Raw genomic sequence first — 12,370 nt, forward strand, 5'->3', positions numbered from 1 at the left:
AAATGCAGCTTAAACTTTGTTAACCTAAAAAGTGCTGAATTAATGGGGATTTCAGAGGGTTAATTGAAGAAAAGAATGTCATTTGATTAATGAAATTGTGGGCTAAACAGCATTATTCAGCCCAACAAAAGCTATCGTCAAGCTACTTGCTTGTGGTCATCAGGTAGTGGGTCATTTGAATAAAATCTTTCTTCATCCAGCTGTCCTTCTGATTTACCTACAACAACAGCTGTCATCATATCTCCGGTAACATTAGTTGCAGTGCGGATCATATCAATTACTCTGTCTATTGCTGCAATAAAGGCAATGCCTTCAAGTGGCAAACCAATAACACCTAGTGTTACCGTTAGCATCACCATGGCGCTTCCTGGAACACCGGCTGTACCAATTGAAGCAACGGTTGCTGTAATTGCGATTAACACATAATCGGTTGTATCTAATGGGATACCATAAATTTGAGCGATAAAGATAGCCGCGATTGCAGGATAAATTCCGCCACAACCATCCATATTCATTGTAGCACCCAAAGGTAGTACAAATGAACGGTAGCCTTTAGATACTCCCATAGATTCAGTGCTGCGCGTACTTGCAGGTAAAGTGCCAAAACTGGATGCAGTAGTAAAAGCGACTAACTGAGCAGGTAAAGCTTTACGGAAAAACTGAATAGGGCTTAATTTTGCCACAAAGGTGACAAAACCACCGTAGACAAAAATAATGTGAATAAAAGCGGCTAAATAAATGGCGCCAATAAATTTAGCTAACGGTAACATTGTGGATAATCCGTATTCACCAACAACCCATGCCATTAATCCAAATACACCAATTGGAGTCAGCTTCAGCACTAAGCTTGTTAAGCTATACATTACCTCAGCACCTGCATCAATGGCTTGTTTCAGAGGCTGCGCTTTTTCACCAACCTTATTTATTGAAATACCTATTAATGCAGCAAATACGATAATTTGTAAGACTTTTCCCTCAGCTAAAGCAGCAAATGGGTTTACGGGGATCATATCTAATAAAACTTGTGCAAAACCGGGGATATTTCGCTCCCGTACTTCAGAGGTAGCCAGCTGCATTGTGCCTCCCATGTCTATTAAGCTACCTATGGTTAACCCAATTAAAGAAGCTAAAGCACCGGTTATCATAAACATGGTAAGGGTTTTGGCGGTTAACCATTTAAGGCTACCGTCAGCAGAGTTGTGCCCTGTAATACTGGTAACGATGGCACAGAAAATTAATGGCGCGACTAACATTTTTATCGCGCTAATAAATAAATCACCTAAAGGTTTTAATACTGTTGCTTGCTCACCAAAAATGAGACCAATCGTGGCACCAAGCACGAAACCAGCAATTACTTTTTGCCAGAAAGGGATCTGTTTTAATTTTTGTAGAAACATGAGTTGTCCATAATTAAATTGCAAGATGATAAAAAGAAAGTGAGCGGTACAGCAGATCTCTAACTTTTAGGTAACAATGTTATTTTCTCCTATTCTATCGGTACTAGGTTAACAATAACAAATGTCATTTTTTTATAACATATAGTAATTAATTTAGTTGTTTTTATTCTTTGGTGTTATTTTGAACAACCTTGAATCCAGCTATGATGTTGTTACATGTTAAAGTGTTTTATTTAAACGCTTTGTTGTGGTCTTGAAGTCAAGGAGTATAATCCCCATCTTTGACTCTGAATTAGTTAACGAGAGAAGTCTATTTTGAAGACATTTGGTCAAAACCTTGCCATTTTAGATAATTCATATGGCAAAAGAGCGCTGAGCGGTATTCGTCGAGGCATTGAGCGTGAAGCGTTAAGAGTGAAAAGTGATGGACAGCTCTCATCAAAGCCTCATTCTAAAGCACTGGGTTCTGCACTGACACATTCTCGTATTACCACAGACTATAGTGAATCCTTATTAGAATTCATTACACCAGTTTTTGACGATATTCCCAGTTTATTTAATGATCTAAAGAAAACTCATATTTACACAATTAACAACATAGATTCAGAGGTTTTATGGCCTGTGAGTATGCCTTGTTTTGTTAAAGAACCAAGTAAAATTCCTGTTGCGCAATATGGTGAGTCTAATGTCGGCAAGCTGAAGACTTTATATCGAACGGGTTTGACTCATAGATATGGTGCTCAAATGCAGGTCATATCAGGTGTTCACTTTAATTTTTCTGTTAGCCAAGATTTATGGAATATCTTGTATGAGCAATCAAATAAAGAGTTGTCTCTAGATGAATTCATTTCTGATTCTTATTTTGGTTTAATTCGAAATTACCGCAAACAAATGTGGATACTCCCTTATTTGTTTGGTGCGTCACCTGCACTGTGTAGCTCATTTTTAAAAGGGCTGGATACTGAGCTTGCGTTCGAAAAGTCAGGTCAAGGTACATTGTATTTACCTTTTGCTACATCACTCCGAATGAGCGATTTAGGCTACACCAATAAAGAACAAGAAACCCTAGGGATAAGCTATAACTCGCTGTCAGATTATCTAGAAGGAATGAAACGTGCGATTCGATTACCTTCAGAGAAATTTGCAGGTATTGGGGTGAGGGTAGATGAAGAATATCGTCAGCTGAACGCTAATATTTTGCAGATTGAAAATGAGTTTTATGCTCCTATTCGTCCGAAGCGTGTTGTTCAAGCAGGTGAAAAGCCATCTGACGCATTAGATCGTGGTGGTGTTGAATATATTGAAGTAAGAGCGTTAGATGTGAATCCCTATTCACCTCTTGGTATCAGTGAAGAACAGGTACGCTTTTTAGACTTATTTTTACTGCATTGCTTATTGTCTCCATCTGAACACATCAATGAGTTAGATGAGAAAGAGATGTCAGCCAACTTGGAAAAAATTATTTTACAAGGTCGCAAGCCTGATTTGCAGCTGAATCGAGACGGTAAAGCAATAAAAGTTAATCAGTGGTTGTCAGAAATTTTTGAGCAGTTGGAGCAGTTAGCTGAGCTGATGGATGATGCTGGTTCTCGAGAATATCATGATGCCTTAGCGTTATGGAAACAAGGCATTAGCAATCCAGAATCGACTCTGTCAGGCAGAGTGTTGAAAGAATTTGTTGATCAAAATAAAGACCATGGAACTTGGGTGTTGTCATTGGCTAACAAATATCAGCAGCAGTTATCTAACATGCCGCTTACTGATGCTGAAATATCAGATTATCAACAACAAGCCGAGACATCTTTGTTACAACAACAGCAACTAGAGCAGGCATCAACGCAATCATTTGATGATTATTTGCAAGATTACTTTCACTACCTAAAGGAATAGTTGGGTGAAGCTGGCACTAATAGCAATGTTAACGTTCACACTTATGGCATGCTCTAGCCGAGTTCCTCAGAGTTGTAGCCAAGTGTCTAGTTATTTAGTGCCAGATTCGGATCAAAATTTATACTCAGTAATGATCCTTGATATTGATGGTGTTCCTGTACCACCTCAGCCAGTTTATCAATTGACTAAAGGTGAACATAAAATCAAGGTTGCGGCACTTATTCACGCACCAGATCTTGATATAGCCCTCAAATATCGAGTTCCGAAAACTCGTAGTCTATCGTTTGACGCAGGTTATCGTTACCATTTAGCAGCTAAATTGAAAGAACCACTGCCTCCAAGAGTATTAAATACAGACTATTGGCAAGTGGTGACATGGAAAAAGCAAGAGGTTACATGTGATAAACAGGGAAATAAAAACAGAACGCCTGATTAAAAGAGGAATTGTTTCAATTGGGCTTTTGGCTCTTGTAGGTTGTGCTACACCACCGCCACAAAATCCTGATAATATCTGTGAGATCTTTAAAGAGCACCGCAGCTGGTACGAAGCCGCTAAAGATGCTCGTGATAAATGGGGTGTACCGGTACATGTCCCAATCGCCATGATGTATCAAGAAAGTTCTTTTAGGCATAATGCAGCCCCTCCAATGGAATATTTTTTAGGCTTTATTCCAATTGGTCGAGCAAGCTCAGCGTACGGATATGCTCAAGCTAAAACCATGACTTGGGATGATTACGTAAGAGAAACTGGTAATAGCTGGTCAAGTCGCTCAAACTTTGACGATGCTATGGATTTTATGGGCTGGTTCATCTATAAGACTCATAAAATTAATGGAGTTTCTAAGTGGGATGCTAAACGACAATACCTCAATTACCACGAAGGTTGGGGCGGTTATCGTCGAGGTACTCAAAATAAAAAGAAATGGCTTTTGAGAGTTTCTAACAAAGTAAACAGTCGCTCACATAAATACGCTAAGCAATATAGCTTATGTAAGAAAGACCTTGACCGTTCTTGGTTGTGGCGTTTGTTTTTTGGTTAACTGACTTTTTGGTTATCTTGAGTTTTATTCTGGCGGGCGTTTGTTTTCGCCCGCTTTTGTAAATACATTTCAGAGTCTGCTTTTTTAAAAGCAAGCTGCCAGTTGTTTTCGTATTTAGCTATACCATAGCTAAATTCAACTCCTGATTCGTGCGCTAATTGTTTTTGGGTACGAGCGATTTTTTGCTTTAATTGAGTTATAGGTCCGTGAATAAGCACGGCAAATTCATCTCCACCGAAACGGCCTAATAATCCCCCGTCGGATAAATTGCTTTTTAGTGCATTTGCCAAAGACAAGATCGCAGTATCACCCGCTTGGTGACCAAGGTTATCATTGATGCTTTTTAAATTGTCCATATCAATGAGGATCAAAAAACTGCCTAAGTGAGGTTTGAGGTTCCAAGTTTTGAGCTCTTTTTCAAAGGCTTGACGGTTAAAAAGTTCAGTTAAAGAATCAAAGTTAGCTAACTTATGAATTTGCTTATTTTTTTGGTACAAACTGAGTGCGTTACAAGCTTCTTGAGTCAGAACGCTAACCAAATTGCTATCGTAGTCATTAAACGCTTCGTATTGGCTGCTGTCTAAATTCAGCATTCCAAACAATTTGTTGTCAATGTAGATAGGGGTCGAAAGGGTAGAGCGGATCGGTTTAGGGCACGCTCCTTTAAATATATTTTGTGCTTGCTGTGACAGTTCTTTGTTAGCCCCAATTTCATTGATGTCGTTAATCACCACAACTCGGTCACACTTGCCGCTTGAAAGCTGATATTGGAAAGAATCTTCCAAATGGAAATCCACCTTATTTAGCTTACTTTGATCAACACCTACAACAGATTCATAAGTTAATTTATTAGTGTCATGATCAAGAACCACGATGCTACCCATTTCCGCACCATTGATAGAACGAATCGATTTTTTCAATAGAGCATCTAAAAAGTCTTGTTGATCATGATAGTGATTTGAGAGCTTAACTAATTCGTAAGTGGCCTCGTTGATACTAAGTACACGTTCTAAATGTTGCCATAACCTATGCAGGCGGCTTTGATGAAGGTAATAGCTGAGACTATAGCCAAGGACATAAATCAAAAAAATGAACGTAATGCTTAAAAAGTTATTAGTGCCTAAAGGGTTAAGTAGCTCAAAGCTGAAAATAATTAAAAGCAGTGGGCAAACTAAGAGGATGATGTGGTAGCGAATGTCTACACGGTCAATTTGCTTAGATTTTAAATTATCTTTCTGCTTCACTACTAGATATCCATACTAAGTACTTATGATGCACTTTTTATTGAAATGCGAAATCACAATTCATTTTTATAAACGACTATATATGCAGTTTACTTGGAAGAAAACTAAAGCTCTATAGCAGATTTAGAAGAGGTGCATGGTTTATGATCTACATCAAAGAAAGTATTTTCGCATATTATCTACCGAATTTACTATTTTAATTGATAGATACAATTGTTGAGGATGATAAATATTCGACAGTTATACTGTGAAGGAAAGTGTTAAGCTGGTGCTGTTATGAATCATAGCCCTAGAGTTGCTAGGGCTTTAGCTTAGGCATGGTTAATTAGTAGATACTATGCATTAATCTCAGTCATCAACCAATCAATAGGGGCTTGATAATGCTCCGGTAGCATAGCTTTGAGCTTATTTAACGAGTTTATTGATAAACCTTTGTCTTGCAATGATAAATTGATATGACCAACTTTACGACCGGGCCTTACTTCTTTTCTATACCAATACAGCTCAGCATTTGGAAGTTCAAGCCAATGCTCGTCATAATCAACGCCAATTAAGTTAACCATTGCACTTTGGAAGTTAACCTTTAGCTCTGGAACGGGTAACTCCATCATGGCACGAACATGTAACTCAAATTGGCTAATAGCACAACCTGCTTGTGTCCAGTGTCCTGAATTATGAACACGTGGAGCAAGTTCGTTGACCAATAGTTTATCTCCAACACGGAAGCATTCCATGGCCATAACACCAACATAATCAAGATCATTCATGATAGTGGATAACATGGCTTCAGCTTTAGATTGAAGATGTTCAAGGCGTGGCAGTGAGGAAATAGACATCATCAATATACCATTTTGATGATGATTCAAAGTTAGGGGATAAAAAACGCAGCGCCCGTCTTTTAATCGCACTCCAACTAAAGAAACTTCTTCGTCAAAAGGTATACCTTGTTCGGCAATGCACTCATTGCTCCATTCGCTAGGTATTTGAGGGTTGTCATTTACCCTTAACCAATGTTGTCCTTTTCCATCATAGCCACCAGTTCGACGTTTAAGAAGAACATTGTCACCAAGAGCACTATGAAGGCCTGACTTATTGGTTTCATCTGTTACTAGCTGCCATGGAGCCGTAGCAATATTTAGGCGATCTAGCATGCTTTTTTGAGGGTAGCGATCGGCTAAAAGTGCAAAAATATCATGATTGATGAAATTAGGATGCTCGCTTAATTGCTTGCTTGTCTCTGAAATTGGCCACATTTCACGTTCTGCAGTGATGATGTCAGTCGGCTTAATGGGTAACTGTTCGTTACTAGGATTGACAATATCAACGGCTTCAACATCAACTGCTAAAGGATTGGCTGCTTGTTTTAACATGGCTCCGAGTTGACCGTTACCAAGTACCCATAATTTTGGTTTGCTGTTCATCTTAATCTCTTGGGTCTGCATTTTCTAAGATGGTCTCAGTTTGTTGTTTGCGGAACGCCTCAATTCTTTCAGCAAGCTCTACATCGTTGTTTGCTAACATTTGGCAAGCCAATAACCCAGCATTAAATGCCCCAGCAGTACCAATAGCTAATGTTCCAACCGCTACGCCTTTAGGCATCTGTACGATAGATAACAAACTATCCATACCAGAAAGCGCTTTACTTTGCACAGGAACACCAAGCACAGGCAAGCGCGTTTTCGAAGCTATCATGCCAGGCAGATGTGCCGCGCCGCCAGCTCCACCAATAATAATTTCGAAACCTTTATCTGCAGCGGTTTCGGCAAATTGCATCAATTTATCAGGGGTTCTATGGGCTGAAACCACTTCAACATGGTAAGGGACTTGTAGTAGATCCATGATCTCCGTAGCTAACTCCATGGTTGGCCAATCACTTTTAGATCCCATAACGACAGCAACTTTCGCTTGCATTGAGGCTCCTTAACAACATTTATTAGGGTATTTTTTTAGTTTGAAATTGTGAGTGATGTCACAATCTGATCATATCATGATATCCAAACCCAGCGGAATCAATTCAATATTCTCAGCTGAAAACAGAGTTTAGTTTTTTATTGTTATCTTCCATAGATTTTCTATAAATAGGACAGCTTGTATCTATTTTGTTTTCCATAAAATATAGAAGGTGAATATTGGCTAACTCTCAAATACGAGCAGTTATTATTAATGTACCTCACTGCTCTTGGCTCTTTTTTATTTTTAATCTTAGGAAGCTTTGGCTTGACCTCAAAATCCTCTGGAGTTGTCTGAGTACTAGTGTCAACCTTTTCAACAGCTGCAGAAACGCATACTGGCTCGGGTAGAGTCAAAGCTTGGAGAACTTTTGGCTCTGGTGGTTGTTCTGTCATTATACTTTTATGCTTAACAATTACCGCCTCTGTTTGTAGCTGTTTGTTCACTAATCCAGGTAACCAGCCATCCATATCTGTTGCTCTTTCTGCTTTTATAAGAGGTGGAATGAAGAAATGATTAAGACATTGAGCACAGGTGCTTCTTCGATGGAATATATGTACGCAGCTTCTGAGTCTGTTTTGTTCATCTAAATGGGAAAGCTTTGCTAATAATATGCATTTATGTTGTAAAGAGGCGTTAAATGCTTCTATGGCAGGCTGTAATTGCTCCTCTGATTCGCACTTTAGTACAGAATGAAATAATTTAATGCATTGGGCTTGATCATTTTTATGCATCGGTTTTATGGCAAATTGAACTTCTTGCAGTGCAACACGTTGGTGAGGTTTTAGCAAAAAAGCAGGTTTGCTTTTTTGCACAGAGGAATATTTCTTAGGTGCAGTTTGAATAGGCGGTAATTTCTTCAACGGTATAACTGAGTTAAGCGGAATCTAAGGCTTAAGTTAACTTAGTTCCGCTGAATCAGTGCTTACTACGAGTTATCAAGTCCACCCAGAGCTTTAAATAGCGATTCAAACAAAGCCTTTAACTCACCGCACATTAAGGCATAGTCAGCGTCCAATCTCGCCATTGGATCTTCATTTCCAACTTCATCGTTAATGGCTCTAAATTCTTCTGAGAATTTAAGGCGTTTTAAACTTGAGTCAGACTGTAAAACAAAGGCAATGGATTGACCAAAGTGCAATGCTAATTTATGGACTTGCTTACCACTGGCAATGTGGGCTAATACTTCTTCTTCAAACAACTCTTGTTGCTTAAAGCGTACGATTCCACCTTCATCTGAAACTGACTTCAATTCAGCTTCGTCCTGAACTTCAAAGCTTGCCGGTATTTCACTGGTTTCTAACCAAGAGGTGAGGGTGTTTTCAATTGGTGCAGTAAAGTTAACTGGAACTATTGGCAAACTACCAATGGCTTTTCTTAATAATGCCAGCATTTCTTCAGACTTAGTTGCGCTGGAACTGTCAACAACGACTAATTGCTGTTCAGGCATAATAAGCGCTTTAATTTGACTGCGACGGGAGAATGCTCTTGGCAACAAAGTGGCAATGACATCTTCTTTAAAAGCATCTTTTTCTTTTTTGGTTACTTTGCGGTTTTCTTGCTCTTCAATAAGTGCCACTTTTTCATCTACGGCTTCTTTAACTACTTGAGTTGGCAGTAGCTTTTCTTCTTTTGTCATAGATATTAAGTGAATGCCATTCGCGCTATGAACTAGCGTTTGGCCTAGTTTGCCTAAGGCTTTTGAAAATCCTAGTTTGCTAACATCTTGGCTTGAACAAGGAGTAAATGAAAAAGAGGATAGGGCTTGTTCAAGTTGTTCGGTATCGATAGAAAAAGGTTTATTGAATCGGTAAAGAGTAAGGTTTTTAAACCACATGAGGACTGAACCTTTGATTAAATTAAAAAGAATCGACTCAGTGTAACGCAAAATAAGGTTATTAATTAACGATTATTTTTCTCTGACTTTGGTGCATTGTCCTGAAATTCTTTTTTTGTGATGCTCTTTTTCTATTATTGTTTCAATTTGTTGAACGCAGTATTGCAAATTCAAGTCAAATATATTTCTAAAGTGAAATAAAAGTGAAATATAATACTGCCACAATCTTCTTCAGATTATTGCTAATACCAATTGCATCACAGGAAAATAAAATGCAGATGTTCAATAAAACAATTTTAGCTACTATTCTTGCCGCTAGCACCGGAACTGCTATGGCTAGCGACGCTGTTGATTTATACGGTAAGGTGAACTTATCACTACAAAATAGCGACTTTGCTACTAAGAAAGATAATGCAATCAGCTATACAGATGAAACCAAAGTTAAGAGCAATGCTTCTCGCTTAGGCGTAAAAGGTGAGTTTCAGCTAGATAATGGTTTAGAAGCGTTTTATAAACTTGAATATCAAGTAAACATTGATTCAGATGATAAAGATACCTTTACTGCTCGTAATCAGTATGTTGGTATTCGTGGTGGTTTCGGTTCGGTTGCCGTTGGTCGTAACGATACAATAACGAAAAAATCTCAGGGTAAAGTAGACCTATTTAATGATTTAGATGGTGATATCAAAAAACTATTCAAAGGCGATAATCGTCTATCACAAACCGTAACTTATGTTTCGCCATCAGTTTCGGGTTTCACGTTTGGCGCTACTTATGTTGCAGAAGCCGTTAAAAAACAAAATGATACTAATGGCGTTTCATTAGCCGCTATGTACGGTGATGCTAAACTCAAAAAATCTAAATTCTATGCAGCATTAGCATACGATAAAGATGTTGCGGGTTATGATGTGCTTCGTGCTACTGCTCAAACTAAACTTGGAAACCTAAAATTAGGTGCTATGTACCAGCAGCAAGAGTCAACTGCTGAGGGTAGCAAGAGCACAAATGGTTACTTGGTGAGTGCAGCATACTCAATGGATGCGATTACCTTTAAAGCACAAGCACAAGATATGGATAATAAAGGAAAATCTTGGTCAGCAGGTGCAGATTACTCGTTAGCAAAACCAACGAAATTGTTTGCTTTCTTTACTAACCGTAAGTTTGATGGCCTAAACCATGATGATCAATATGTTGGTGTTGGTATTGAACACAAGTTTTAATCCTTAGTTCATATAGTTTAAAAAACGGTATCACTGGTGATACCGTTTTTTGCTACTTTTTATTTTGCTGTCTTGCGTTGTAGTGTCCGATCCATTTATTCGCCAAATTAGCATTGCATTGAATAAGTTGTTCTAGCTGCATATCAAAATCACTCTTTGGAAATAAACCAGCGATTAAGCCCGTTTTTTTCGCTCGTTTAGCGGGGGGAGGTGATGTTGGTGAGCAAATTGCTTGCCGTAGTGTCATTTTTGAGTCAGGAGTTGCGCTGAATGTTGATGGTCTTGCACCAGGAATTGCTACTTGGGTGTTTGAGCTTATTCGTTTTTGTGGTGGTGTTAATAGCGCTTTTAATCTAGCGGTTTCTTTAGCATCGTTTGCTGATTCGATAAGTAGACCCCCAATTCTTGCAACACTTAAATATCCATGAATATCACTTTGATGTTGTTTGTCATAGCACTGACTTGGCGTGGGCTCGGCTGGTATTGAATCTTCATAAAAGAAATCATCAAGACGGTTCGATAGCCTTTTACATAGGTGGTTGAGGTTTTCATTTATGAAGATTCATTGTCGCACCAACTAGCAAGAACCGAGAGGTTGTTCAATGGCTCTGAGAGTAATTCGCACAACTCACTTTCAACATCTATATCTTGTTGTTCAGCTTTTCGTATCAGCCATCCAACCAAGTCTCTTTGTGCTACACAATGATCGGTATCTTTCGAGGGCGGAAGTAACGATTATTTAATCGCACACTGTAAAATAGTATCTCCTGACTTATCTCTAGAAGACAATTCTCCGCCTTGTGATAGTAGCCATTGCAGCGTCATAATATGATGGCTTTTGGCTGCACAATGTAGCACGGTAAAACCTAGAGCATTTCGTTGAGTCAGTAATTGTTTGTTACTTAAAGTGGGTGTTCGATTTTTGGCGAGAACATTGGCGCTTTGCTCTTGAACAGTTGGAGATGAATGAGTAATCGCGAGCTGATTAAGAGCTTGCCTATTCCTTGTCATTAGGTCGACTAAAATAAATAATGTGCCTTCATCAGTTGGAGGAGTACTAAGTTTGATTAGTTGAGTACAGGCTTTAAATACTTCGTCAGCCAATTCCCTGTTTTCTACTTCGTATTTATCAGGGTGAAGTTACATCATCACCTTTCTCGTTAATTCGGGAATGCTACAGTCATCTTTTAATGATGAGTCTATCGTGCGAGCAAACTTTCTTAGTTCAGCTAATAATGCACCCCCTCTTATTTCTTGATGTTTAATTGAATTCAATTGGCTTAGAGCTTTATATAAAAAAACGGATTGTTTTTCTGCATCACTTATTTGCGGTGCTGATGTAACTTTAACTATTGGTCCGGCTGCTGAAGTTGCTTCTGGTGAGAAGAACTGACCTGTTGTACCTTCAGTGGAGTTTTGTGTGGGTTCTGTCGTATCTACACTGTATGCAGTCTCGTTAAGCTCTATTTTTTGAAAGTGGTTTTGCTCCTCTGGTGCAAGTTCATTTAGCTCAATACTTTCTCTAGGAGGTGTTGTTGATAAACCTTTTATACCGGCCATGTTTGACTGCAATATTACGTTTTTTGTACTGCAGTTATAGGGTAAGGTATTGTTTTTATAAGTTAAAGGTTGTTTAGTTCGTATTCCATAAAATGGCGGCTACGCCGTTAAGTCTCGTTGTTCGTCATAAAAAACTATCATTTATAACAGGCTTGTGTTTAACGTTCATAATTCTGTAATATTAATTACATTTAATGTAACCACAAATTTAGTACCTCTGCTCTAATACTCT

At 38.6% G+C, this 12,370-nt stretch carries 14 protein-coding genes; 4 read left to right on the forward strand and 10 right to left on the reverse strand.

Going from position 1 to position 12,370, the window contains the following annotated elements; translation table 11 throughout:
• Window positions 1-137: 137 nt before the first annotated feature.
• Window positions 138-1,397: a dicarboxylate/amino acid:cation symporter gene (locus AC1EU0_RS11645; protein ID WP_480302570.1), complete on the reverse strand. Its 1,260-nt coding sequence runs from the start codon at window positions 1,395-1,397 to the stop codon at window positions 138-140.
• A gap of 315 nt (window positions 1,398-1,712) precedes the next feature.
• Here AC1EU0_RS11645 and gshA point away from each other — a divergent pair, with 315 nt between their 5' ends.
• Genes gshA through AC1EU0_RS11660 form a run of 3 tightly spaced genes read left to right on the forward strand, consistent with a single transcriptional unit; the run spans window position 1,713 to window position 4,327 of the window.
• Window positions 1,713-3,287 (forward strand): glutamate--cysteine ligase, encoded by a 1,575-nt coding sequence (gshA, locus tag AC1EU0_RS11650; protein WP_480302571.1) that lies wholly within the window; start codon window positions 1,713-1,715, stop codon window positions 3,285-3,287.
• 4 nt (window positions 3,288-3,291) lie between these two features.
• Window positions 3,292-3,723: a hypothetical protein gene (locus tag AC1EU0_RS11655; RefSeq protein ID WP_480302573.1), complete on the forward strand. Its 432-nt coding sequence runs from the start codon at window positions 3,292-3,294 to the stop codon at window positions 3,721-3,723.
• The gene (locus tag AC1EU0_RS11660; RefSeq protein WP_480302829.1) at window positions 3,689-4,327 is read left to right on the forward strand and encodes a transglycosylase SLT domain-containing protein; all 639 of its coding nucleotides are present in this window, start codon (window positions 3,689-3,691) and stop codon (window positions 4,325-4,327) included. Before AC1EU0_RS11655 ends, AC1EU0_RS11660 begins: the two co-directional genes overlap by 35 nt.
• Here AC1EU0_RS11660 and AC1EU0_RS11665 read toward each other — a convergent pair.
• The 5 genes from AC1EU0_RS11665 to rdgC all read right to left on the reverse strand — a co-directional run bounded on the left by AC1EU0_RS11665 (window position 4,324) and on the right by rdgC (window position 9,358).
• Entirely contained in the window at window positions 4,324-5,571 is a 1,248-nt protein-coding gene (locus AC1EU0_RS11665; RefSeq protein WP_480302574.1) for a sensor domain-containing diguanylate cyclase, read from the reverse strand. The two genes, AC1EU0_RS11660 and AC1EU0_RS11665, sit on opposite strands and share 4 nt — an antisense overlap.
• A 335-nt stretch (window positions 5,572-5,906) precedes the next feature.
• Window positions 5,907-6,992, reverse strand: a complete 1,086-nt coding sequence (purK, locus tag AC1EU0_RS11670) for a 5-(carboxyamino)imidazole ribonucleotide synthase (RefSeq protein ID WP_480302575.1) — start codon at window positions 6,990-6,992, stop codon at window positions 5,907-5,909.
• 1 nt (window position 6,993) lies between these two features.
• Window positions 6,994-7,482 (reverse strand): 5-(carboxyamino)imidazole ribonucleotide mutase, encoded by a 489-nt coding sequence (gene purE / locus AC1EU0_RS11675; RefSeq protein ID WP_480302576.1) that lies wholly within the window; start codon window positions 7,480-7,482, stop codon window positions 6,994-6,996.
• A 161-nt stretch (window positions 7,483-7,643) separates the two neighbouring features.
• Window positions 7,644-8,255: a hypothetical protein gene (locus AC1EU0_RS11680; protein ID WP_480302577.1), complete on the reverse strand. Its 612-nt coding sequence runs from the start codon at window positions 8,253-8,255 to the stop codon at window positions 7,644-7,646.
• A gap of 194 nt (window positions 8,256-8,449) precedes the next feature.
• Window positions 8,450-9,358, reverse strand: coding sequence for a recombination-associated protein RdgC (gene rdgC, locus AC1EU0_RS11685; RefSeq protein ID WP_480302578.1), 909 nt, complete (start codon window positions 9,356-9,358; stop codon window positions 8,450-8,452).
• A gap of 272 nt (window positions 9,359-9,630) precedes the next feature.
• Between rdgC and AC1EU0_RS11690 the strand changes: the two genes are divergently transcribed.
• The gene (locus tag AC1EU0_RS11690) at window positions 9,631-10,578 is read left to right on the forward strand and encodes a porin (protein WP_480302579.1); all 948 of its coding nucleotides are present in this window, start codon (window positions 9,631-9,633) and stop codon (window positions 10,576-10,578) included.
• Window positions 10,579-10,630: 52 nt separating this feature from the next.
• Here the strand turns inward: AC1EU0_RS11690 and AC1EU0_RS11695 are convergent, their stop codons facing one another.
• From AC1EU0_RS11695 to AC1EU0_RS11710, 4 genes are all read right to left on the reverse strand, one after another.
• A complete protein-coding gene (locus tag AC1EU0_RS11695; RefSeq protein ID WP_480302580.1) occupies window positions 10,631-10,825 on the reverse strand; it encodes a hypothetical protein in 195 nt (64 codons plus the stop codon).
• Window positions 10,826-10,992: 167 nt separating this feature from the next.
• Complete coding sequence (locus tag AC1EU0_RS11700; RefSeq protein WP_480302582.1) at window positions 10,993-11,130, reverse strand: hypothetical protein; 138 nt, start codon at window positions 11,128-11,130, stop codon at window positions 10,993-10,995.
• 183 nt (window positions 11,131-11,313) lie between these two features.
• Window positions 11,314-11,682 carry an ankyrin repeat domain-containing protein gene (locus AC1EU0_RS11705; protein ID WP_480302583.1) on the reverse strand — a complete coding sequence of 123 codons (369 nt, stop codon included), beginning with the start codon at window positions 11,680-11,682 and terminating at the stop codon, window positions 11,314-11,316.
• Window positions 11,683-11,718: 36 nt separating this feature from the next.
• Complete coding sequence (locus AC1EU0_RS11710; protein WP_480302584.1) at window positions 11,719-12,138, reverse strand: hypothetical protein; 420 nt, start codon at window positions 12,136-12,138, stop codon at window positions 11,719-11,721.
• Window positions 12,139-12,370: the final 232 nt, after the last annotated feature.

It is taken from the genome of Parashewanella sp. 2210YD4-3 (assembly GCF_056591735.1).

Excerpts from the sequence above, each read along its gene's own strand:
- rdgC (WP_480302578.1), bottom strand. The coding sequence starts at position 9,358 with ATGTGGTTTAAAAACCTTACTCTTTACCGATTCAATAAACCTTTTTCT.
- AC1EU0_RS11700 (WP_480302582.1), bottom strand. The coding sequence starts at position 11,130 with ATGAAAACCTCAACCACCTATGTAAAAGGCTATCGAACCGTCTTGATG.
- purK (WP_480302575.1), bottom strand. The coding sequence starts at position 6,992 with ATGAACAGCAAACCAAAATTATGGGTACTTGGTAACGGTCAACTCGGA.
- AC1EU0_RS11680 (WP_480302577.1), bottom strand. The coding sequence starts at position 8,255 with ATGCATAAAAATGATCAAGCCCAATGCATTAAATTATTTCATTCTGTA.
- AC1EU0_RS11690 (WP_480302579.1), top strand. The coding sequence starts at position 9,631 with ATGCAGATGTTCAATAAAACAATTTTAGCTACTATTCTTGCCGCTAGC.
- AC1EU0_RS11645 (WP_480302570.1), bottom strand. The coding sequence starts at position 1,397 with ATGTTTCTACAAAAATTAAAACAGATCCCTTTCTGGCAAAAAGTAATT.
- AC1EU0_RS11710 (WP_480302584.1), bottom strand. The coding sequence starts at position 12,138 with ATGGCCGGTATAAAAGGTTTATCAACAACACCTCCTAGAGAAAGTATT.
- purE (WP_480302576.1), bottom strand. The coding sequence starts at position 7,482 with ATGCAAGCGAAAGTTGCTGTCGTTATGGGATCTAAAAGTGATTGGCCA.
- AC1EU0_RS11695 (WP_480302580.1), bottom strand. The coding sequence starts at position 10,825 with ATGACACTACGGCAAGCAATTTGCTCACCAACATCACCTCCCCCCGCT.